Annotated in this window: 20 protein-coding genes; 13 read left to right on the top strand and 7 right to left on the bottom strand. The window is 67.3% G+C overall.

The window, feature by feature from the left end:
- Nucleotides 1–64: 64 nt before the first annotated feature.
- Nucleotides 65–940, top strand: a complete 876-nt coding sequence (locus ACYKG1_RS14445; protein ID WP_238381601.1) for a phosphate/phosphite/phosphonate ABC transporter substrate-binding protein — start codon at nt 65–67, stop codon at nt 938–940.
- On the top strand, nt 937–3,063 hold the full coding sequence (locus ACYKG1_RS14440; RefSeq protein WP_478470794.1) for a putative bifunctional diguanylate cyclase/phosphodiesterase: 2,127 nt from the start codon (nt 937–939) through the stop codon (nt 3,061–3,063). Before ACYKG1_RS14445 ends, ACYKG1_RS14440 begins: the two co-directional genes overlap by 4 nt.
- Before the next feature lie 70 nt (nt 3,064–3,133).
- Here ACYKG1_RS14440 and epmB read toward each other — a convergent pair whose 3' ends face one another.
- Complete coding sequence (gene epmB, locus ACYKG1_RS14435; protein ID WP_478470793.1) at nt 3,134–4,174, bottom strand: EF-P beta-lysylation protein EpmB; 1,041 nt, start codon at nt 4,172–4,174, stop codon at nt 3,134–3,136.
- Between the two features lie 96 nt (nt 4,175–4,270).
- Between epmB and efp the strand changes: the two genes are divergently transcribed.
- The 5 genes from efp to ACYKG1_RS14410 all read left to right on the top strand — a co-directional run bounded on the left by efp (nt 4,271) and on the right by ACYKG1_RS14410 (nt 8,537).
- Nucleotides 4,271–4,837 carry an elongation factor P gene (gene efp, locus ACYKG1_RS14430; RefSeq protein ID WP_005410381.1) on the top strand — a complete coding sequence of 189 codons (567 nt, stop codon included), beginning with the start codon at nt 4,271–4,273 and terminating at the stop codon, nt 4,835–4,837.
- Nucleotides 4,838–5,043: 206 nt separating this feature from the next.
- Nucleotides 5,044–6,387 (top strand): TRZ/ATZ family hydrolase, encoded by a 1,344-nt coding sequence (locus tag ACYKG1_RS14425; RefSeq protein WP_100473407.1) that lies wholly within the window; start codon nt 5,044–5,046, stop codon nt 6,385–6,387.
- Nucleotides 6,388–6,412: 25 nt separating this feature from the next.
- The gene (gene ubiG, locus ACYKG1_RS14420) at nt 6,413–7,129 is read left to right on the top strand and encodes a bifunctional 2-polyprenyl-6-hydroxyphenol methylase/3-demethylubiquinol 3-O-methyltransferase UbiG (RefSeq protein ID WP_262082745.1); all 717 of its coding nucleotides are present in this window, start codon (nt 6,413–6,415) and stop codon (nt 7,127–7,129) included.
- A complete protein-coding gene (locus tag ACYKG1_RS14415; protein ID WP_478470792.1) occupies nt 7,126–7,821 on the top strand; it encodes a phosphoglycolate phosphatase in 696 nt (231 codons plus the stop codon). Before ubiG ends, ACYKG1_RS14415 begins: the two co-directional genes overlap by 4 nt.
- A gap of 11 nt (nt 7,822–7,832) precedes the next feature.
- Nucleotides 7,833–8,537, top strand: coding sequence for a squalene/phytoene synthase family protein (locus ACYKG1_RS14410; protein ID WP_100473404.1), 705 nt, complete (start codon nt 7,833–7,835; stop codon nt 8,535–8,537).
- A gap of 110 nt (nt 8,538–8,647) precedes the next feature.
- Here the strand turns inward: ACYKG1_RS14410 and ACYKG1_RS14405 are convergent, their stop codons facing one another.
- The 3 genes from ACYKG1_RS14405 to yidD are packed head-to-tail and all read right to left on the bottom strand — an operon-like array spanning nt 8,648 to nt 11,098.
- The gene (locus ACYKG1_RS14405) at nt 8,648–9,496 is read right to left on the bottom strand and encodes a M23 family metallopeptidase (protein WP_162292085.1); all 849 of its coding nucleotides are present in this window, start codon (nt 9,494–9,496) and stop codon (nt 8,648–8,650) included.
- Nucleotides 9,496–10,842 (bottom strand): dihydroorotase, encoded by a 1,347-nt coding sequence (locus ACYKG1_RS14400; protein ID WP_478470791.1) that lies wholly within the window; start codon nt 10,840–10,842, stop codon nt 9,496–9,498. The genes ACYKG1_RS14405 and ACYKG1_RS14400 overlap by 1 nt, the downstream gene beginning before the upstream one ends.
- Nucleotide 10,843: 1 nt before the next feature.
- Nucleotides 10,844–11,098 carry a membrane protein insertion efficiency factor YidD gene (yidD, locus tag ACYKG1_RS14395; RefSeq protein ID WP_014037867.1) on the bottom strand — a complete coding sequence of 85 codons (255 nt, stop codon included), beginning with the start codon at nt 11,096–11,098 and terminating at the stop codon, nt 10,844–10,846.
- Between the two features lie 271 nt (nt 11,099–11,369).
- Between yidD and dksA the strand changes: the two genes are divergently transcribed.
- Nucleotides 11,370–12,599: an RNA polymerase-binding protein DksA gene (dksA, locus tag ACYKG1_RS14390; protein ID WP_478470790.1), complete on the top strand. Its 1,230-nt coding sequence runs from the start codon at nt 11,370–11,372 to the stop codon at nt 12,597–12,599.
- Nucleotides 12,600–12,851: 252 nt separating this feature from the next.
- On the opposite strand, the gene ACYKG1_RS14385 is transcribed toward dksA, so the two are convergent.
- The 3 genes from ACYKG1_RS14385 to cysS are packed head-to-tail and all read right to left on the bottom strand — an operon-like array spanning nt 12,852 to nt 15,978.
- Nucleotides 12,852–14,099, bottom strand: a complete 1,248-nt coding sequence (locus tag ACYKG1_RS14385; protein WP_478470789.1) for an MFS transporter — start codon at nt 14,097–14,099, stop codon at nt 12,852–12,854.
- A complete protein-coding gene (locus ACYKG1_RS14380; RefSeq protein WP_478470788.1) occupies nt 14,096–14,548 on the bottom strand; it encodes a SufE family protein in 453 nt (150 codons plus the stop codon). Before ACYKG1_RS14380 ends, ACYKG1_RS14385 begins: the two co-directional genes overlap by 4 nt.
- 53 nt (nt 14,549–14,601) lie before the next feature.
- Entirely contained in the window at nt 14,602–15,978 is a 1,377-nt protein-coding gene (gene cysS, locus ACYKG1_RS14375; protein WP_262082742.1) for a cysteine--tRNA ligase, read from the bottom strand.
- A 187-nt stretch (nt 15,979–16,165) separates the two neighbouring features.
- Between cysS and ACYKG1_RS14370 the strand changes: the two genes are divergently transcribed.
- From ACYKG1_RS14370 to ACYKG1_RS14350, 5 genes are all read left to right on the top strand, one after another.
- A complete protein-coding gene (locus ACYKG1_RS14370) occupies nt 16,166–16,729 on the top strand; it encodes a glycine zipper 2TM domain-containing protein (RefSeq protein WP_100473399.1) in 564 nt (187 codons plus the stop codon).
- A gap of 318 nt (nt 16,730–17,047) precedes the next feature.
- A complete protein-coding gene (locus ACYKG1_RS14365) occupies nt 17,048–18,058 on the top strand; it encodes an N-acetylornithine carbamoyltransferase (RefSeq protein WP_100473398.1) in 1,011 nt (336 codons plus the stop codon).
- A 68-nt stretch (nt 18,059–18,126) separates the two neighbouring features.
- Nucleotides 18,127–19,317 carry an argininosuccinate synthase gene (locus tag ACYKG1_RS14360; RefSeq protein ID WP_100473397.1) on the top strand — a complete coding sequence of 397 codons (1,191 nt, stop codon included), beginning with the start codon at nt 18,127–18,129 and terminating at the stop codon, nt 19,315–19,317.
- Nucleotides 19,318–19,372: 55 nt separating this feature from the next.
- The gene (locus ACYKG1_RS14355) at nt 19,373–19,825 is read left to right on the top strand and encodes a GNAT family N-acetyltransferase (RefSeq protein ID WP_071229716.1); all 453 of its coding nucleotides are present in this window, start codon (nt 19,373–19,375) and stop codon (nt 19,823–19,825) included.
- Between the two features lie 5 nt (nt 19,826–19,830).
- A complete protein-coding gene (locus tag ACYKG1_RS14350; RefSeq protein ID WP_478470787.1) occupies nt 19,831–20,928 on the top strand; it encodes an acetylornithine deacetylase in 1,098 nt (365 codons plus the stop codon).
- The last annotated feature ends 7 nt before the right edge of the window (nt 20,929–20,935 follow it).

The raw sequence follows: 20,935 nt of genomic DNA, 5'->3' as shown, positions 1-20,935 counted from the left end.
AGGGGGGATGAAGCCTGTGTCGGGTCTGCGAAGGGCAGTGCAGAGGGGACTGCTGAGCCTGGTCATGATCCTGCTGGCCGGGACGGTGCATGCAGCACCGGACCCGGTGCTGGTGCTGGGCCGGATCAGCGATGATCCCAAGGCCCATTACGAACAGCTGCAGCCGTTGCTGGACTATGTGGTGGCACGCATGCACGACGTCGGCATCAAGGAGGGACGGATCCTGATGGCACGCGATCCACAGCAGATGGCCAGCTATCTGCGGCGGGGGCGGGTCGACTGGGTCACGGAAACGTCGGGCACGGCGGTGGCACTGGGCCAGCGCAGTGGCGCACGGCCGCTGCTGCTGACCGAGCGCAATGGCGTGCGCGAGTACCAGACGGTGTTCTTCGTGCGCAGCGACAGTTCGATCCAGCGCGTGCAGGATCTGCGTGGGCACCGCCTGGCGCTGCAGAACACGGCGTCGACCAGTGCCTACCTGGTGCCTGTGATGACGTTGCTGCAGGAGGGGTTGGCGCCGCAGATCCTGGCCGGCGTGTGGGACGTGCCGGGCCGGGACAGCGTGGGGTATGTGTTCGCGCGCAGCGAGTTGAACATCGCTACGTTCGTGCACAAGGGCCTGGTCGAGGTGGGGGCGGTGAGCAGCGTGGACTGGAACGACGAACGACGGATGCCGGCAGCGTTCCGGCGCGATTTCCGCGAGCTGTTGCGCACCGAACCCTACCCGCGTGCGGTGGAGATGGTCCGCGCCGACCTTGACCCACGGGTGCGCGATCGCCTGCAGCAAGTGCTGCTGCAGGCAGCCAGCGACCCGCAGGCACAGGGGGCGTTGCATCGGTTTTTCGGCACTTCCGGTTTCCACCGCGTCGATGCGCATGCGCAGCAGCGGCTGGATGAATTGAAACAAGGATTGACGCGCGTGCGGATGGAAGTGGAATGAAGTGGCTCGGCTCGGGAATGCAGGCCCGGTTCCTGCTCGCGATGGGCGGGGCGATGGTCGTGGTGGTGGCGATCCTGGCGGTGTTGCTGGGGCGTCAGGCGGCAATGCAGGGTGAGGTGCGCAACCTCAGTGGCGGCGTCATCCATGAACTGTTCGACCGCAGTGTGCGCAGCCGCGGCGAGGCAATGGCGCGGGAGCTGTCCGATGCGCTGGCCAACCCGTTGTACTACCGCGACCTGGACCAGGTTGGCGCGCTGGTGCGCAGCACCGCACGGCAGCCGGTCGTGCGCTATGTGCTGGTGTTCGACGAACGTGGCCGGCTGGTGCATGACGGCTCGATCGAGGTGTCCGGATTCGGCCAGCCGATGGCCGACCCGTTGGCGCCCAAGGCCGCAGCGGCGCAGGCGCTGGTGGTGCAGGAATCGCCCAAGGTGCTCGACAACACCATGCCGATCATGGTCGGCAACCAGCGCATCGGCGGCGTCCGCGTCGGCATGGCCCTGGATGAGGTGCAGCAGCGCGAACAGGCAGCCAATGCCACGCTCGGCGTACGCCTGCAGCAGGTCGGCAGCCGCCACCTGGGCTGGTTGCTGCTGATGCTGGGCCTGCTGGTGGTGATCGGCGTGGTGGTGATCCTGTACGTCCAGCGCACCCTGGTTGCGCCGATCCGGGACCTGGCCGCTGCGGCGCGCCGCATCGAAGCGGGAGACTACCAGGCGCCCCTGGCCGAGAATACCCGCGACGACGAGGTCGGCGAGCTGGTGCGCGGTTTTGCCCGGATGCGCGATGCCATCGCCCGCCATGACCGCGAGGTACGGCGCATGGCGTATACCGATGCGCTGACCGGGTTGACCAACCGGTTGGCGTTCCGGGAAGCGCTGGACCATCGCCTGATGGCGGCGCGCGCATCCAACCATCGGCTGGGCCTGCTGTTCGCCGATATCGACGACTTCAAGCGCGTCAACGACACCCTCGGGCATGAGGCAGGTGACGAGGCGCTGTTGCAGTTCGCGCAGCGCATCGGGCGCGCCGTTGCCGAAGCGGGGGGCGATGAGGCACTGTTGGCCCGCTTCGGCGGCGACGAGTTCGTGATCCTGGTCGGCGATGGCGACGTGGCCGCGAATGCGCGGCTGCTGGCCGAGGTGCTGGTGCGCGAACTGGGCAAACCCCTGGTGGTACAGGGCCGCGAGCTGTTCCTGGGCACCTCGATCGGCGTCACCCTGTTCCCCGACGATGCCGCCGATGCGACCACGCTGCTGAAGAACGGCGACATCGCCATGTACCAGGCGAAGATGGCCGGCAAGAACTGCTATCGCTACTACAGCCGGGCGATGGACCATGCGGTCGAGCGCCGCGTGCACATGGAGCAGGAGTTGCGCGGGGCCTGGGAGCGCGGCGAGCTGCGCCTGGCCTACCAGCCGATCTTCCGCATGCGTGATCGCCGCATGATCGGTGTCGAAGTGCTGTTGCGCTGGCAGCATCCGACCCTGGGCACGATTCCGCCGTCGGTGTTCATCGAAGTGGCCGAGCAGAGTGGGCTGATCGAGATCATTGGCCCGAAGGTGCTGCGTGCGGCCTGCATGGAAGCCTCACAGTGGCCACGCGGGGCCGGTGGCGATGATCTGTTCGTGTCGGTGAACGTATCGCCGCGGCAGCTGCGCGGTGGTGAACTGCCGGCGCTGGTTGCGCAGTGCCTGCACGAATCCGGCCTGCCGGCCTCGCGCCTGCACCTGGAGCTGACCGAAACCGCGGTGATCGGCGACGAAATGGTTGCCGCGCAGCTGCTGGACAAGCTGCACCGCACCGGCGTGAAGGTCTGGCTGGACGATTTCGGTACCGGCTTCTCCGGTCTCAGCCATCTGCGCCAGGTACCGGTGGATGGCGTCAAGATCGACAAGAGCTTCGTGGCCGACATGCAGCGCGATCCCGACGACCTCGCCCTGACCACGGCGATCATCGCCATGGCACACGCGTTGGGCATTACCGTGGTGGCCGAAGGCATCGAGCAGCAGGCGCAGTTCGAGCTGCTGGCCCAGCGTGGTTGCGACCTCGGCCAGGGCTACTGGCTGAGCCATCCGGTCACCGCCACCGAAGTGGTGCGGATGATCGAATCGGGCGTCTGACAGAAAAGGGGACGGAGGGAATTAAGTCGCAAATGCATTTGCGACTTAATTCCCTCCGTCCCCTTTTCTGTTACACCGGGCGCTTGCTCGGGTCGCCGGGCAGTTCGCGCACCAGTTTGGGGATCAGGTAACCGGACAGGCGCGCGGTCAGGCCGGCGATCAGCGCCTTCGCCTGTGTGTCGTCCACTTCGAAGTGTGCCACGCCCTCGACCCGGTCCAGCTGGTGCAGGTAGTAGGGCAGTACGCCGGCGGCGAAGCTGCGTTCGCTCAGGTCCTGCAGGGCCTGCAGGCTGTCGTTGACCCCGCGCAGCAACACCGCCTGGTTCAGCAGCTGCGCGCTGGTGCCGCGCAGGCGCGCCATTGCCGCATCCACGCTGGCGTCGAATTCATTGGCATGGTTGGCATGGACCACGATCGCCAGCGGCCACGGCAGGCTGCCCAGCCAGGAGACCAGCTCCTCGTCCACGCGCTCCGGCAACACGATCGGCAGCCGCGTATGGATGCGCAGGCGGCGGATGTGCGGGATCGCGCGCAGCGCATCGGTCAGCTCGGCCAGCTTGTGCGTGGCCAGCGACAGCGGGTCGCCGCCGGACAGGATCACCTCGTCGATATCCGGGTCGGCCGCGATGGCGGCTACGGCCTCCTGCCAGCCGCCCTTGGCGGCGTTCTCCGCGCCATAGTCGAAGTGGCGGCGGAAGCAGTAGCGGCAGTTGATCGCGCAGCTGCCGGTGGCGACCAGCAGGGCGCGGCCACGGTACTTCTGGATGACGCCGGTGGCCTTCTTGGCGGCACCATCGCCCACCGCATCGAAGCTGAACCCGGGCGCCGGGCGCATTTCCTCGTCGATCGGCAGCACCTGGCGCAGCAGCGGGTCGGCCGCATCCCCCACGCGCATGCGCGCCACGAAGCCCTCGGGTACGCGCAGCGCGAACTGGGCCATGGCCGGCTCCGAGACGCCCAGCGCCGCCGGGTCCAGCTGCAGCCGGGCCAGCAGGGCGTGCGGGTCGCGCAGCGCCTGGCGCCAGAGCTGCTGCCAGCGCGCGGGCGCGCCTGGCGACTGGGGCCGGGGGAAGGCGGAAAGCTGCATGGAGAGGGGGCCTGCGGTTATCATGGGGGCAGAAAAACAGTCGCCCACCGGCATCCGGTGGGCTTTCCATTCTAACGGCTCGCCGCACCCGCGGCGTTTTTGCCACTCAGGAGTTTACGCATGGCCAGCTACGGCATGAACGACGTCAAGAACGGGATGAAGATCCTGGTCAACAACCAACCGGCCGTCATCATCGACACCGAATACGTCAAGCCGGGCAAGGGCCAGGCCTTCACCCGCGTGAAGTACCGCCTGATCAAGGACGGCCGTACCCAGGAAGTCACCATGAAGTCGACCGACTCGCTGGATGCAGCCGACGTCGTCGATACCGACATGAACTTCATGTACAGCGATGGCGAGTACTGGCACTTCATGGACCCGGAATCCTTCGAGCAGGTCCAGGCCACCAAGGCCGGCATGGGCGGCGCCGAGAAGTGGCTGAAGGGCGAAGAGTCCTGCGTGGTCACCCTGTGGAACGGTGAGCCGATCTTCGTGCAGCCGCCGAACTTCGTTGAACTGAAGATCACCGAAACCGATCCGGGCGTCCGTGGCGACACCTCGGGCGGCGGCGGCAAGCCCGCCACCCTGGAAACCGGTGCCGTGGTCCGCGTGCCGCTGTTCGTCAACCAGGACGAAGTGATCCGCGTCGACACCCGTTCGGGCGAATACTCCGCACGCGTCAAGTAAGGTTCCAGCCGTAGGCCGACCTTGCTGTAGTGCCGGCCGCTGGCCGGGTACGCGCCATCGCATTCGCGCTGGCGCTCCCATGATCTGCTTCGGCAGATCATGGGCCCCGCTTCACGAGTCTCCAGCCCCCGCCGCTTCGCGGCAGCCCCTGACTCAGGGGCGTGTCCCCCAGAAGTATCTCGCCGCCCCCCAGCCAGTGAGCCCGCATGAGCGATAGCCCGCACCTCCCCGAAGCCTGCGACCTGCTCATCGAAGCCGGTTACGTCGTTCCGATCGAGCCGCATGCGGTGGTGCTGGAAGACCATGCCGTTGCCGTGCGTGGCAGCGAGATCGTGGCCATCCTGCCGCGTGCCGAGGCGCGCGCACGGTTCCGCGCCACCCAGGTGGTCAGCCGTCCCGAGGCTGCGCTGATGCCGGGCCTGGTCAACGCGCACACGCACAACCCGATGACCCTGCTGCGCGGCGTCGCCGACGACCTGCCGCTGATGACCTGGCTGCAGCAGCACATCTGGCCGGTGGAAGCGGCGGTGATCGGCCCCGAATTCGTTGCCGACGGCACCACCCTGGCCATCGCCGAGATGCTGCGCGGCGGTACCACCTGCGCCAACGAGAACTACTTCTTCGGCGACGTGCAGGCCGCGGTCTACAAGAAGCACGGCTTCCGCGCGCTGGTCGGCGCGGTCATCATCGATTTCCCCACCGCCTGGGCCAAGACCGACGACGAGTACTTCGCCAAGGCCGGTGAACTGCACGACCAGTGGCGCACCGATCCGCTGATCGGCACCGCGTTCGCGCCGCATGCGCCGTACACCGTCAACGATGCCAACTTCGAGCGGGTGCGGATGCTGTCCGACCAGCTCGACATGCAGGTGCACCTGCACACCCACGAGACCGCGCAGGAAATCAACGATTCGATCAAGCTGCACGGCCAGCGCCCGCTGGCGCGGCTGGACCGGCTCGGCCTGGTCAACGACCGCCTGATCGCGGTGCACATGACCCAGCTGACCGATGCGGAGATCCACCTGTGCGCCGAACGTGGGGTCAGCGTGGTGCATTGCCCGGAATCGAACCTGAAGCTGGCCTCCGGTTTCTGCCCGGCCTGCGCCCTGCAGCGTGCCGGCGTGAACCTGGCGATCGGCACCGACGGCTGCGCCAGCAACAACGACCTGGACATGTTCAGCGAGAACCGCACCGCAGCGATCCTGGCCAAGGCCGTGGCCGACGATGCCACTGCACTGGACGCGGCGACCACGCTGCGCGCGTCCACGCTGGGTGGCGCGCGCGCGCTGGGCTTCGGCGACCGCATCGGCTCGATCGAAGCCGGCAAGCAGGCCGACCTGGTCTGCGTCGACCTGTCCGCGCTGGAAACCCAGCCGCTGCACAACGTGCTGTCGCAGCTGGTGTACGCCACCGGCCGCCAGCAGGTCAGCGACGTCTGGATCGCCGGCAAGCCGAAGCTGGTGCAGCGCGAGCTGGTCGGCATGGACCTGCCGGGCATCATCGCCAACGCGCGCCAGTGGCGCGAGCGCATCCGTCATATCCGCGCCTGAACCCCGGCGCCGCAAGGACTCCCTCATGACTGCCTCCCACGCTTCCTCCAATTTCGATCAGGCCGAGCTGGACAAGTTCGCCGCACTGGCCAACCGCTGGTGGGACGCTGACGGCCCGCAGAAGCCGCTGCATGCGCTGAACCCGGTACGCCTTAAGTACGTGTCCGATCGTGTGCCGCTGCGCGGTGCGCGCGTACTCGACATCGGCTGCGGTGGCGGCCTGTTGAGTGAGGCACTGGCCCAGGCCGGCGCCGACGTGACTGCCATCGACCTGGCCCCGGAACTGGTCAAGGTCGCACGCCTGCATGCGTTGGAAAGCGGCGCCCAGGTCGACTACCGGGTGCAGGCCGCCGAGGACCTGGCCGCCGAACAGCCGGGTAGTTTCGATGTTGTCACCTGCATGGAAATGCTCGAGCACGTGCCCGACCCGGGCGCGATCATCGAGGCCTGCAAGCGCCTGCTGAAGCCGGGCGGCCACCTGTTCCTGTCGACCATCAACCGCACTGCCGCTGCCTTCGCGGTGGCCATTGTCGGCGCCGAGTACGTGGCACGGCTGCTGCCCAAGGGTACCCATCATTACCAGGAATTCATCAAGCCGGCCGAGCTGGCGCGCTGGCTGCGCGAGGCCGACATGCAGCTGGTGGATGTCAGCGGCATGGCCTACGAGCCGTGGCGCAACCATGCCCGCCTGAGCAGCCGCACCGACATCAACTACCTGGCTTACGCGGTCAAGCCGGCATGACCGCTTCCCGCTTCCCGCGTGCAGTGCTGTTCGATCTGGACGGCACGCTGCTGGACAGCGCGCCGGACTTCGTCGCTACCTGCGACGCGATGCTGGCCGAGCGTGGACGCGCCCCGGTCGATCCGGCCGCGCTGCGCCCGGTGGTCTCCAAGGGCTCGCGGGCGATGGTCTCGGCTGCCTTCCCGGAACTGGACGTTGCCGCGCGCGATGCGCTGATCCCGGAATTCCTGCAACGCTACGAAGCGTTGATCGGCCAGCACGCGGTGCTGTTCGATGGCGTGGCCGGCATGCTTGCCGGGCTGGATGAGGCCGGTACGGTGTGGGGCATCGTCACCAACAAACCCGAGTACCTGGCGCGCCTGATCCTGCCGCAGCATGGATGGCAGCAGCGCTGTGCGGTGCTGGTCGGTGGGGACAGCCTGGCCGAACGCAAGCCACATCCGCTGCCGCTGCTGCACGCTGCGCAGGCCATCGGCATTGCCGCCGGAGACTGCGTGTACGTGGGTGACGACGAGCGCGACATCATTGCCGCGCGCGCCGCAGCCATGCCGTCGGTGGCGGCGCTATGGGGCTATCGCCTGCACAGCGACGACCCGCTGGCGTGGCAGGCCGACGTGCTGGTCGAGAACGCCGAACTTCTGCAACTGGCCAGTCTGTGGCCGACCCGGCCGGCAGCCCCGGCCCAGCCGTAAGGAATCACGTAGTGAGCAGTACCGCGCTGGACAGTTTCCTCGACAAGTGGCGCAGCCGTTGGCCGGAATGGTCGGTGGCCGCCCCGTTCGTGGCCGAATCGCAACGCGAGCTTGCAGTGGCGTGGTTTGCGCTGCTGCAGGAGTTCGACGACATGCTCAACACCAGCGGCGATCCGCTGCCGGCCGATGCCAAGCTGGCATGGTGGGGCGAGGAGCTGCGCAGCTGGGCGGCGCATCGTTCGCGCCATCCGCTGGGCCGCCTGCTGGAGCCGGTGCGTGCGCCGTGGGCGCAGTTGGCCGAGGCGCTGCCGGACCTGGTTGAAGCGCGCACCGTGGCACTGGATGCGGCCGGTGCCGAGCGTGCGCTGGCCCGCTACGCGGAAGCCGTGGCTTCGGTAGAGGCGGCCTTGTTCGCTGACAAGCCGCGTACCGGCGCCGGTCGCGCAGTGCAGCTGCAGACCTTGGCACAGCGCCTGCAGGATGCCGGCGTGGCCGGTGTGCCGCGCAGCCTGCTGGACGGTGATGCCAGCACGGCCGCGCAGCGCTGGGCGCAGCATCTGCTGAAGGGGTGGGGCAGCCGGGTGCCCGGTCCGCGCCCGCGCCGGGTGTGGTCCAGCCTGGCGCGTGCACGGGTGGCGGCGCAGGCCGCGGGCAAGCCGATCGAAGCCACGCCGGTGCGCACCCTGTTGCGCGTGTGGTGGGCCGCGCGCGGTTGATCGATTCTGGTGGGTACGGACCTTGGTCCAGGTGGGTGCGGACCTTGGTCCGCACGCTCCATGATGTTGTGCCGGCCCAGGTCGGCACCCCCCAAAGCACATTGCGCGCGTTACCTGCGCTCCAGCACCAGCAGCGGGTCGATACGGGTATCGAACCAGTTCATGCCCCAGTGCAGGTGTGGCCCGGTGGCACGGCCGGTGGCGCCGACCGCGGCGATCACCTGGCCCTGTTCGACGCGATCGCCAACCTTCACGTCGATGCGCGACAGGTGCAGGAAGTTGGAGCTCACCCCGAAGCCGTGGTCGAGCAGCAGGGTGCCGCCGGTCAGGTACAGGTCCGGGCCGGCGAAGGTGACGATGCCGGCGGCCGGCGCTTTCACCGGCGTACCGGTCGGCACCGCGATGTCCATGCCGGAATGACCTGCGCCGGGCTGTCCGTTGTACACGCGTGCGTTGCCGAAGCGGCCGCTGATGCGGCCCTGCACTGGCCAGATGAAGGTCTGGGTGAAGTCGGTACGGTCGTCATCGCGGGCTCGCGCGGCAGTTACCTGCGCCTGTTCGCGCTTGATCCGCTCGGCAATCGCCGGCGGCGGGTTGACCGTCTTCGGCGGCACGCCGTTGACCCGCTCGGTGGGCCAGTCGCGTGGCGTCACCGCAATGGTCGCGGTCTCGCTGCCACCATCGGGGCGTTGCACCTGCACGCGCAGCGGGCCCCTCTCGTCGCGGCCGATGCCGAACACCACGCTGCCGTAGCCGCTCACCCGCAGCTGCCGGCCGGCGTATTGCACGCGGCTGCCGGCGGGCACCTTGCCGATCACCAGTGCGCCCTGCGACGCACTGGCCGGGAACACCACGCGGCTGTCGATCAGGCTGCCGATGCCATCCTGTGCCAGTGCCGACGATGCGGTGAACAGGGGCGCGGCCAGCAGCAGCGCCCCGATCATCAGTGCCGAGCGCATCAGCGATCGTAGGTCATGCGCTGGCCGGCGGGCTCGCCCACCAGCTTGCTGCCGTCCCACACCTGCTGGCCGTTGACCCAGGTGGAGGCGATGCGCGAACGGAAGGTGGTGCCTTCAAACGGTGACCAACCGCACTTGGACAGCACGTCCTCGCGCTTGACGGTGAACGGCACGTCCTCGACCAGCACCAGATCGGCGAAATAGCCCTCGCGCAGGAAGCCGCGCTCTTCGACGTCGAACAGCTGTGCCGGGGCGTGGGCGAACTTCTGCACCACCTGCTCGCGGGTCAGCTTGCCTTCGTGCACGCGCTCCAGCGCGGCGACCAGCGCGTACTGCACCAGCGGCAGGCCCGACGGCGCCTGCGCGTAGGGCTTCTGCTTCTCTTCCCAGGTATGCGGCGCGTGGTCGGTGGCCAGCACGTCCAGCACGTCATCGGCCAGCGCGGCGGTGATCGCCTCGCGGTCGGGCACCTCCTTGATCGCCGGGTTGCATTTGATCAGGTTGCCCTTGGTCGCATAGTCCGGGCGCGCGAAGTGCAGGAAGTGCACGCAGGTTTCGGCGGTGATCTGCTTGCGGCTGCCATCGGCGCGGATCAGCGGACCCTTCTCGAACAGCGCCAGCTCATCGGCAGTGGAGATGTGCAGCACGTGCAGGCGGGTGCCGTGCTTGCGGGCCAGCGACATCGCCAGGCGGGTCGACTTGATGCAGGCTTCGCGCGAACGGATGTCCGGGTGCATGTCCGGGGTCAGCGCATCGCCGTACTTTTCCTGGAAGGCCTTCAGGTTGGCATCGATCATCGGCGTGTCTTCGCAGTGCGTGATGATCGGGGTCGGGCATTCGCGGAAGATCGCATCCAGCGTTTCCGGGTTGTCGACCAGCATGTTGCCGGTCGAAGCACCCATGAACACCTTCACGCCCGGCGCCTTCTTCGGGTCCAGCGCACGGATGGCGTCCAGGTTGTCATTGCTGGCGCCATGGTAGAAGCCGTAGTTGGCCCAGGCGCGGCCGCGCGCCAGCTCGTACTTGGCTTCCAGGATGGTCGAATCCAGCGTCGGCGGATTGGTGTTGGGCATGTCCATGAAGCTGGTCAGGCCACCGGCCACGGCCGCGGCCGATTCGCTGGCGATGTCGCCCTTGTGGGTCAGGCCCGGTTCGCGGAAGTGCACCTGGTCGTCGATCATGCCCGGAAGCAACCAGCGTCCGGCTGCGTCCACCACCTGCTCGCCGTCGCGCGGCGCCAGCCCACTGCCGATCTGCGCGATGCGGCCGTTCTCGATGCGCAGGTCGCCGTCGAAGGTGCGGCCTTCGTTGACCATGCGGGCGTTGGTGATGAGGGTGGAGGACATGTCAGTGTTTTCCTGTGCAACGGCAAGAGGGGGCGTTGGGGGACTCGGGCACGGGATCGAAGCCGCCGGGATGGAACGGGTGGCAGCGGCCCAGCCTGCGCGCAGCCAGCCAGCTGCCGCGCAGTGGCCCGTGTCGCGAGATGGCGTCCATCGCGTATTCAGAACAGCTCGGCACGAAACGGCAGCGTGGCCCCAGCAAGGGGCTGATGAAGCGCTTGTAGAAGCGCAGCAGGGCGATGAGCAGGCGCGAGATCACCCAGTCATCTTATGCCAGTTGGCATGAAGGCCGCATTTGTGCAGGATGGGCCGTTGGTCGCATGTCGCCGATGGCCTGCGACCGGTACCAGCGCCTTCGGGTGCTGGCCAGGTTCCGTACCGCGCAAGGCGGTCCGTGTTCGTCGGACCGCCCCTTGGGCGCCTTGACTCCAGGACTGAATGGAGCAGGGTGCCGAGGTTGCTGCTGCGGGTCGGGTAGGCTATAAAGGCCCGCTTTCCCGGGCCCCGGGGAATCCAAGGAAGAGCGTTTCGTGGCTGCTAAAAAAACTGCAAAGAAGGCCGCAACGGCCGCCAAGAAAACCGCCAAGCCTGTTGTGAAGAAGTTGGCGGCAAAGCCCGTTGCCAAGAAACCGGCCAGCAAGCCGGCGACCAAGGCAGCGTCCTCGCAACCGGCGGCCAGGAAGGCCACCGCAAAGAAAACGCCGGTCAAGGCAACCAAGCCGGTGGCGAAGAAGGCCGCTGCGCCCGCCAAGGCCAAGCCTGCCGCTGCCAGGAAGAAGGCGCCGGTGGTGAAAAAGGCTGCCAGCAAGGCCGCGCCGGTGAAGAAGGCCGCCGCCAAGCCGGTGGCGAAGAAGGCAGCAGCCAAACCGTCGCCGAAGGTGGTGGTGAAGAAGGCTGCAGCCAAGCCCGTCGCCAAGCCGGCGGCAAAGAAGGTCGCTGCGGCCAAGCCGGTCGCCACGCCTGCCGCTGTAAAGAAAGTCACCAAGAATGTTGCCGCGCCGGCCGCAAAGCCGACCCCGGCCCCCGTAGTGAAGTCCGCACCGAAGCCGGCTGCCAAGCCGGCTCCGGCCAAGCCTGTCCCGGCCAAGACCGTGGCAGTGGCAGCAGCCCAACCGGCCCCCAAGCCGGCTCCGGCCGCTGCTCCTGCCGCTTCGAAGGCCCCGCAATCCAAGAATCCCGTGCCCGTTTCGAAATCGCCTGCCAAAACCGCCGTGAAATCCGATTCCGCCCCGAAGACCGTGTCGCGCCCTGTCGGCAAGGTTGCCGTGGCCGTCGCCGCCCGTTCGGCGGCACCGGCCCCGCGCAGCAAGTACAAGGTGGTCGAATACAAGACCGACGAGGCCACTGGCCGCCCGATCCTGCCGGCTGGCTACAAGCCGTCCTCGGAAGAGGAATACATGAGCCCGCTGCAGCAGGAATACTTCCGCCAGCGCCTGCAGAACTGGCGCGCGGACCTGGTGGAAGAATCCAAGCAGACCATCGAGAACCTGCGCGAGGAAGTGCGTGACATCGGTGACGAAGCCGAGCGCGCGACCCGCGAGACCGAGAACTCGCTGGAACTGCGTACCCGCGACCGCTATCGCAAGCTGATCGGCAAGATCGACAGCACCCTGAAGCGCCTGGAAGCCGGCGACTACGGCTACTGCGTCGACACCGGCGAAGAAATCGGCCTGGAGCGCCTGGAAGCGCGCCTGACCGCCGAGCGCACCATCGACGCCCAGGAGCGTTGGGAGCACCTGCAGAAGCAGCAGGGCGACTGATTCCAGGCCGTTGTATGGTCATGCAAAAAACCCGGCCCCGGCCGGGTTTTTTGTTGGGTGGTGGTTGGCTGGGTAGAACGGCGCCTTCCGGGTATCGGGGGGAGCCTGCGTGCGCCGCGCCGGCTCGCGGATGGCGGAGCGTTTCTTTGGGTTACTTTCTTTTCGCGAAAAGAAAGTGACAAGCCCAATCGTCGAGGGAGAGCAACGGCCCCGGCCAAACGCCCGGCGCCGCCGAATCCGCTGTTCGCGGCGTCACTGCAGGTCGCGAAGATTCAACTTCCGCAGCGTCGGGTTCTTCCACGCCGTGATCCCGGCCACGCTCAGCACCGCGAACCCGCCCAGCACCACCGCCGGCACCAGGCCGAGCAGCTTCGCCATCGTGCCGGCATAGAACGCGCCCAGTTCGTTGGACGAACTGATGAAGATGCCGTTGATCGACGACACCCGGCCGCGCATTTCTTCCGGCGTGGCCAGCTGCAGGATGGTCGAGCGGATCACCACGGATACGCCATCAAAGGCGCCGTAGAACAGCAGGATCAGCGCCGACAGCCAGAAGTGCTGCGACAGGCCGAAGCTGATCACGCACAGGCCGAAGCCGGCCACCGCGAACAGCAGCACGCGGCCGGCATTGCGGTGCAGCGGGTGGCGGGCCAGCCACAGGCCCACGCAGACCGAGCCCAGCGCCGGCATTGCACGCAGGATGCCCAGGCCTTCCGGGCCGTGGTGCAGGATCTCGTGCAGGAATGCGGGCAGCATCGCCACCACGCCGCCGAGCAGTACCGAGAACATGTCCAGCGCCATCGCCCCGACCATGATCCGGTTGCCGACCACGAAGCGTGCGCCTTCAGCGATGCTCTTGAAGATCGGGGCGGCCGGGCCGGTATGTACCGGTTCTTCCACCTTCAGCGTGGCCAGGCAGGCCATCGCCACCAATGCGAAAACGGTGGCCACGGCATAGGACAGGCCCTTGCCGCCGAAGCCCACCAGTACGCCGCCCAGTGCCGGGCCGGCGATCATGCCGGCCTGAAACACCACCGCGCCCAGGCCGGCGCCGCGTGCGAACTGGTCACGGGCCAGCACGCGGGCGAACAGGGCGTTGTAGATCGGCGACAGGAAGGCACGGACCATGCCGGTCAGCGCGATGGCTGCGTAGATCGGCCACACGCCGTCGATCGGCAGCCAGCCCATGGCGACGCTGGTCAATACCAGCGCGGTGGCGATCAGTCCGCAACAGGCAACCATGCCCAGTCGGCGGCGTGGCAGGTGATCCACCAGGTATCCGGCGAACGGCGCCACGCAGAAGAACGGCAGCACCTCGGCCAGGCCGATCAGGCCCAGCGAGAACGGATTGCGGGTGACTTCGTAGATGTGCCAGCCGACGGTGACCGCGACCACCTGGTAGGACAGCATCGCGAAGATGCGGTACGCCAGCAGCCTGGCGAAACCGGGCCGGGACAGCAGGCCCAGCGCGCTGTCTTCGGCCGTGGCAGGTTCGCTCACGACGGGTCGCGCTGCAGCTGCGCCTGCGCGGTCTCGCGGATGAAGGCCAGCATCGCCGCCACGCCGTTGCTGCGGGTGGGCGAGAGGTGGCGGGCCAGGCCGATGTCCTGGATGTAGTTCGGTTCGGTGTCCAGGATCTCCTGCGCCGAGCGCCCGGAGTACACGCGCAGGGCCAGGAAGATCAGGCCGGAGACGATGGCCGAATCACTGATGGCGTGGAAGCGCAGCGACTGCGCATTGCCTTCCGGCACGATCCAGACCATCGACTGGCAACCGAGCAGGCGATGCTCTTCGGTCTTCCATTCTTCCGGGAAGGCCGGCAGCTTGCGGCCGAGGTCGATCAGGTACTGGTAGCGCTCGGACCAGTCGCCGAAGAAGCCGAATTCCTCGGCGATGGCGGCCTGGGCCTCGGCGGCGGTGGGTTCAAGCGGGAACGAGGAGTCGGTCACAGCAGTCTCTACGGTGGGGCGTGGCCGGCGCACCGGCCACGGGGCAGGGCGGGTCAGCCGCGCTTGCGCGACCAGCGCACGCCCTGCGGAGTATCTTCCAGCACGATGCCTTCGGCGGCCAGTTGATCGCGGATGGCGTCGGAACGGGCGAAATCGCGGGCCTGCTTGGCAGCGGCGCGTTCGTCGATCAGGCCCTGGATGCGGGCATCGTCACCGTCATCACTGGCTGCGGTGCCGAACCACTGCGCCGGATCGGCCTGCAGCAGGCCCAGCGCCAGGCCGGCGCCGAGGAGTTCCCCCTTCAGGCGTGCCTGCTCGGCCGGGTCGGTGGCACGACGCGCGTCGGCGGCGATGCGGGCCACTTCGGCCAGCGCCTGCGGAGTGTTCAGGTCGTCGTCCAGGGTCGCCTCGACCGTAGCCGGGATGGCCACGACCGCCTCGACCGATGCCAGTTCGCGCAGGGTGCCGTACAGGCGGTCCAGGGTGCGCACCGACTGTTCGATCAGGCCATCGGACCAGTCCAGCGGCTGCCGGTAGTGGGCCGACAGCAGGGCCAGGCGCAGCGCTTCGGGCGGGTGCTGGCGCACCAGGTCATGCACGCGCTCGATGTTGCCCAGCGACTTGCTCATCTTGGCGCCACCGAAGTTGAGCATGCCGTTGTGCAGCCAGAATCGGGCGAAGATCTTGCCGCCGTGGGCGCATTCGCTCTGCGCGATCTCGTTCTCGTGGTGCGGGAACTGCAGGTCGACGCCGCCGGCGTGGATGTCGATGGTCTCGCCCAGGTGGGCAGCAGCCATCGCCGAGCATTCGATGTGCCAGCCGGGGCGGCCACGACCCCACGGCGATTCCCAGCCGGGCAGGTCGTCGCCGGATGGTTTCCACAGCACGAAATCGCCCGGGTCGCGCTTGTACGGGGCCACGTCGACGCGGGCACCGGCCAGCATCTCGTCCGGGTCGCGGCGCGAGAGCTTGCCGTAGCCGTCGAAGCTGGCCACCGCGAACAGCACGTGGCCTTCGGCCGCATAGGCATGTCCGTTGGCGATCAGCTGCTCGATCATGGTGATGATCTGCGGCATGTGCGCGGTCACTTCCGGCTCGATGTCCGGCGGCACGACGCCCAGCGCGGCCATGTCTTCACGGTAGGCGGCGGCGAACTTGTCGGTGATGGTGCTGATCGGCACGCCCTGCTCACGCGCGGCGGTGTTGATCTTGTCGTCCACGTCGGTGATGTTGCGGGCGTAACGCAGTGCGCCGAAGCGGCGGCGCAGCAGGTCGGCCAGCACCCCGAACACCACCGGGCCACGGGCGTTGCCGATGTGCACGTAGTTGTAGACCGTCGGGCCGCACACATACAGGGTCGGACAGGCCGGATCGAGCGGGGTGAACGGTTCGAGCTGGCGAGTCAGGTTGTTGTGCAGGCGCAGGGTCATGGGGCTGTGGCTGGGGGACAAGCCTGCGATTTTAGAACGTGTCGGCCCCGTTTGGGGGCACCTGTTGCCACCGGTGGACGCGGGTCCACCCAAGGTGGGGTGGGCAGGAGCGGCGTGGACGGGTAATGTTCAGCCCCTTGCGCTCGTCACTGCCTACACTATTGCCGTGTCCTTGCTCCCATCGCCAATGAAATCCACCGCGTTGCTGACCCTGGCCTGCCTGTCGGCGCTGCCCGCCGTGGTGCTGGCGCAGGAGGCCGAGCCCCGCAACCGGGTGGTGATCGTGGAGAACGTGAAGTTCGACTATGCCCAGGTGCTGAACGTCGAGCCGGTGTTCCAGACCCTGCGCGCGACCCGCACCGAGGAGCATTGCGAGCCGGTCTCGACCCGGACCCTGGCCCCGGTGAACGTGACCGGCGAGGAGCCGGTCGAGGACAAGGGCCGGATCAGCCGCTTCTGGGACTCGGTGCGCTCGATGTTCAAGCGCAGCGACGAGGAGGCCGTTGAGGAGACCGGAGCCGAGACGCCGGCCCCGGCGCCGGCCAGCAATGGCCCGATGCTGACCCGCGACTGCCGCATCGTGCCGGTGGGGCGTGAATTCCGCCGCCCCATCGCCTACGACGTGGATTACGTCTACAAGGGCACCAAGTACCGCTCGCGGCTGCCGGAAGACCCTGGCAACCGGCTCAAGATCCGGGTGTCGATCACCCCCTGGGTCGGCCCCGAGCAGGGCACTGCCAGCAATCCCTGATTCTGGGACCCCGGCCACTTGCGCAGGCCCCGGCCGCATGCAAAGATGGTCGACCATGAAGCTCACCGACTTCCAGCACGACAGCAGCGCAGCCCGACAGGCGTCGGGCATGACCTCGCGTGCGCGTCGACCGGAACCCCACATCCTCGCTGGGTAACCGGAGCTTTTTGCTGTTCGTCCGAAAAAAACCCAGCCCGCCGGCTGGGTTTTTTCGTTTCCGCGTTCTGAAAGCTGCAACTGCAACCTTTTCGTTCCACCTTTGGTTCCTGTTTTCCCTTCCACCGCGTCGAAGCCGGCGCCGCCACGCAAGGAAAGATGATGTCCCCCAAGCACTTCCTGAACACCCAGGACTGGAGCCGCAGCGATCTCGATGCGCTGTTGACCCAGGCTGCGCTGTTCAAGCGCAACAAGCTCGGCGACCAGCTCAAGGGCAAGTCGATCGCGCTGGTGTTCTTCAACCCGTCCATGCGCACCCGCACCAGCTTCGAACTGGGCGCGTTCCAGCTCGGCGCCCACGCGGTGGTGCTGCAGCCGGGCAAGGATGCGTGGCCGATCGAGTTCAACCTCGGCACGGTGATGGACGGCGATACCGAAGAGCACATCGCTGAAGTGGCCAAGGTGCTGGGCCGTTACTGCGACATCATCGCCGTGCGCGCGTTCCCCAAGTTCATCGACTGGGCCTACGACCGCCAGGACATCGTCCTCAACAGCTTCGCCAGGTACTCGCCGGTGCCGGTCATCAACATGGAGACCATCACCCACCCGTGCCAGGAGCTGGCCCACATCATGGCCCTGCAGGAGCACTTCGGCACCCAGGACCTGCGCGGCAAGAAGTACGTGCTGACCTGGACCTACCACCCCAAGCCGCTGAACACCGCCGTGGCCAATTCGGCGCTGACCATCGCCACCCGCATGGGCATGGACGTGACCCTGCTGTGCCCGACCGCCGACTACATCCTCGACGACCGCTACATGGGCTGGGCCGAGCAGAACGTGGCCGAGAGCGGCGGCTCGCTGAAGATCAGCCATGACATCGACAGCGCCTACGCCGGCGCCGACGTGGTCTACGCCAAGAGCTGGGGCGCGCTGCCGTTCTTCGGCAACTGGGAACCGGAAAAGCCGATCCGCGACCAGTTCAAGCACTTCATCGTGGACGAGCGGAAGATGGCGCTGACCAACAACGGTGTGTTCAGCCACTGCCTGCCGCTGCGCCGCAACGTGAAGGCCACCGACGGCGTGATGGATTCGCCGCAGTGCATCGCCATCAACGAAGCCGAGAACCGCCTGCACGTGCAGAAGGCGATCATGGCGGCGGTTGCCGGGCGCTGATTCCCAAGCATTGAAACAATCCGCCGGGCATGGCCCGGCGCTACCCCACCTGATTGGACATTACCCCCATGAGCAAAGACGTCGTTCTCGCCTTCTCCGGCGGCCTGGATACCAGCTTCTGCGTGCCGTACCTGCAGGAGCGTGGCTACAACGTGCACACCGTGTTCGCCGATACCGGTGGCGTGGATGATGAAGAGCGCGATTTCATCGAGAAGCGCGCCGCCGAGCTGGGCGTGACCAGCCACGTCACCGTCAACGGTGGCCCGGCCATCTGGGAAGGCTTCGTCAAGCCGTTCGTGTGGGCCGGTGAAGGCTACCAGGGCCAGTACCCGCTGCTGGTCTCGGACCGCTACCTGATCGTCGATGCGGCGCTGAAGCGTGCCGCCGAACTGGGCACCAACATCATCGCCCACGGCTGCACCGGCATGGGCAACGACCAGGTCCGCTTCGACCTGGCGGTGAAGGCCCTGGGTGACTACCAGATCATCGCGCCGATCCGCGAGATCCAGAAAGAACACACCCAGACCCGTGCCTACGAGCAGAAGTACCTGGAAGAGCGCGGTTTCGGCGTGCGTGCCAAGCAGCAGGCCTACACCATCAACGAAAACCTGCTGGGCGTGACCATGTCCGGTGGTGAGATCGACCGTTGGGAAGCCCCAGGCGAGGGCGCGCGTGGCTGGTGCGCGCCGCGCAGCGAATGGCCGGAGCAGGCCCTGACCGTCACCCTGAAGTTCGTCGAGGGCGAAGCCGTCGAACTGAACGGCAAGGCGCTGCCGGGCGACCAGATCCTGGCCCAGCTCAACAAGCTGTTCGCCCCCTACGGCGTCGGCCGCGGCGTGTACACCGGCGACACCGTGATCGGCCTGAAGGGCCGCATCGTGTTCGAGGCCCCCGGCCTGGTCTCGCTGCTGGCCGCGCACCGCGCGCTGGAAGATGCCGTGCTGACCAAGCAGCAGAACCGCTTCAAGCCGGACGTGGCGCGCAAGTGGGTGGAGCTGGTGTACGAAGGCTTCTACCACGACCCGCTGAAGACCGACATCGAGGCGTTCCTGAAGTCCTCGCAGGCCAAGGTCAACGGCGAAGTGGTGCTGGAAACCCGCGGTGGCCGCGTCGACGCGGTGGCCGTGAAGTCGCCGCACCTGCTCAACACCAAGGGTGCCACCTACGCGCAGTCGGCCGACTGGGGCGTGGAAGAGGCGGAGGGCTTCATCAAGCTGTTCGGCATGAGCTCCACGCTCTATGCGCAGGTGAACCGCTGAGACCCTGGTGCCCTGGCCCGCTGTGGGCCAGGGTGCGCAGCAAACGGATGAATCGATGAGCGCACTCCGCATCAGCACCGATCCGCAGCACTTGGACGTTGCCCTGATCCACCAGTTCCTGTCTACCCAGGCCCATTGGAGCCTGGGCATCGGGCGCGAACTGGTGGAACGGGCCATTGCCGGTTCGCTGTGTTTTGGCGCCTATCTGGACGCGTCCGGCCAGGTTGCGTTTGCGCGCGTCATCACCGACGGTGCCACCTTTGCTTATCTGGCTGACGTGTTCGTGCTGCCGCAGCACCGCGGCCAGGGCTACAGCAAGCAGCTGCTGCAGGCGATCATGGCCCATCCGCAGCTGCAGGGCCTGCGCCGCTTCATGCTGGCCACCAGCGATGCACATCGGCTCTACGCCCCCTTCGGCTTCAGCGCGCCGGCACGGCCAGAGTTGCTGATGGAAATTGTGCGCCAGAACCTCTATGCCCCGGCTACGCCCGGGCAAACACCTTGTTGATTCCCATGACCGACCTGCTTGCTTCCACCCTGCAGCACCTGCAGGCCCTGGTGTCCTTCGACACCCGCAACCCGCCGCGTGCGATCACCACCGGTGGCATCTTCGATTACCTGCGCGTGAACCTGCCCGGCTTCAACGTCGAGGTGATTGATCATGGCGCTGGTGCGGTCAGCCTGTACGCCGTGCGCGGGACCCCGAAGTACCTGTTCAACGTGCATCTGGATACGGTGCCGGATTCGCCGCACTGGAGTGCCGACCCGCACGTGATGCGGCGCATGGACGACCGCGTGGTCGGCCTTGGTGTGTGCGACATCAAGGGTGCCGCCGCCGCGCTGGTGGCTGCGGCCAATGCCAGCGACGGCAACGCCGCGTTCCTGTTCTCCAGCGACGAGGAAGCCAACGATCCGCGCTGCATCGCCGCGTTCCTGGCCCGTGGCCTGCCGTACGAAGCGGTGTTGGTGGCGGAGCCGACCATGAGCGAAGCGGTGCTGGCGCACCGGGGCATCAGCTCGGTGCTGATGCAGTTTGCCGGGCGTGCCGGCCATGCCTCGGGCAAGCAGGATGCGGCCGCCAGTGCGCTGCACCAGGCCATGCGCTGGGGCAACCGCGCGCTGGACCATGTCGAATCGCTGGCCTCGGCGCGCTTCGGCGGCCTGACCGGGTTGCGCTTCAACATCGGCCGCGTGGAAGGTGGCATCAAGGCCAACATGATCGCGCCGGCTGCCGAAGTGCGGTTCGGGTTCCGCCCGCTGCCGTCGATGGATATCGACGCACTGCTGGCGACCTTCGCCGGTTTCGCCGAACCGGAAGCAGCCGTGTTCACCGAAACCTTCCGTGGTCCCAGCCTGCCGGCCGGCGACATCGCCGAGGCCGAGAACCGCCGCCTGCTGGCGCGCGACGTGGCTGATGCGCTGGAGCTGCCGATCGGCAACGCGGTGGACTTCTGGACCGAGGCCTCGCTGTTCTCCGCCGCCGGTTACACCACCCTGGTGTTCGGCCCGGGCGACATCGCCCAGGCCCACACCGCCGATGAGTTCGTGACGCTGGACCAGCTGCAGCGCTACACCGACGCCGTGCACCGCATCATCGCCGCCGGTGCCTGATTCTTCC

Source organism: Stenotrophomonas sp. 85239_Sma (assembly GCF_056481725.1).
The sequence above is the reverse complement of the archived record's forward strand: the minus strand, read 5'-3'. Positions and strand labels throughout refer to the sequence as shown.

Coding starts and splice junctions, on each gene's coding strand:
- ACYKG1_RS14405 (WP_162292085.1), bottom strand. CDS start 9,496: ATGCGCTCGGCACTGATGATCGGGGCGCTGCTGCTGGCCGCGCCCCTG.
- ACYKG1_RS14355 (WP_071229716.1), top strand. CDS start 19,373: ATGAGCGCACTCCGCATCAGCACCGATCCGCAGCACTTGGACGTTGCC.
- ACYKG1_RS14425 (WP_100473407.1), top strand. CDS start 5,044: ATGAGCGATAGCCCGCACCTCCCCGAAGCCTGCGACCTGCTCATCGAA.
- ACYKG1_RS14415 (WP_478470792.1), top strand. CDS start 7,126: ATGACCGCTTCCCGCTTCCCGCGTGCAGTGCTGTTCGATCTGGACGGC.
- ACYKG1_RS14350 (WP_478470787.1), top strand. CDS start 19,831: ATGACCGACCTGCTTGCTTCCACCCTGCAGCACCTGCAGGCCCTGGTG.
- ACYKG1_RS14360 (WP_100473397.1), top strand. CDS start 18,127: ATGAGCAAAGACGTCGTTCTCGCCTTCTCCGGCGGCCTGGATACCAGC.
- ACYKG1_RS14370 (WP_100473399.1), top strand. CDS start 16,166: ATGAAATCCACCGCGTTGCTGACCCTGGCCTGCCTGTCGGCGCTGCCC.
- ACYKG1_RS14440 (WP_478470794.1), top strand. CDS start 937: ATGAAGTGGCTCGGCTCGGGAATGCAGGCCCGGTTCCTGCTCGCGATG.
- ACYKG1_RS14365 (WP_100473398.1), top strand. CDS start 17,048: ATGTCCCCCAAGCACTTCCTGAACACCCAGGACTGGAGCCGCAGCGAT.
- cysS (WP_262082742.1), bottom strand. CDS start 15,978: ATGACCCTGCGCCTGCACAACAACCTGACTCGCCAGCTCGAACCGTTC.
- ACYKG1_RS14400 (WP_478470791.1), bottom strand. CDS start 10,842: ATGTCCTCCACCCTCATCACCAACGCCCGCATGGTCAACGAAGGCCGC.
- ubiG (WP_262082745.1), top strand. CDS start 6,413: ATGACTGCCTCCCACGCTTCCTCCAATTTCGATCAGGCCGAGCTGGAC.
- ACYKG1_RS14445 (WP_238381601.1), top strand. CDS start 65: ATGATCCTGCTGGCCGGGACGGTGCATGCAGCACCGGACCCGGTGCTG.
- efp (WP_005410381.1), top strand. CDS start 4,271: ATGGCCAGCTACGGCATGAACGACGTCAAGAACGGGATGAAGATCCTG.
- epmB (WP_478470793.1), bottom strand. CDS start 4,174: ATGATAACCGCAGGCCCCCTCTCCATGCAGCTTTCCGCCTTCCCCCGG.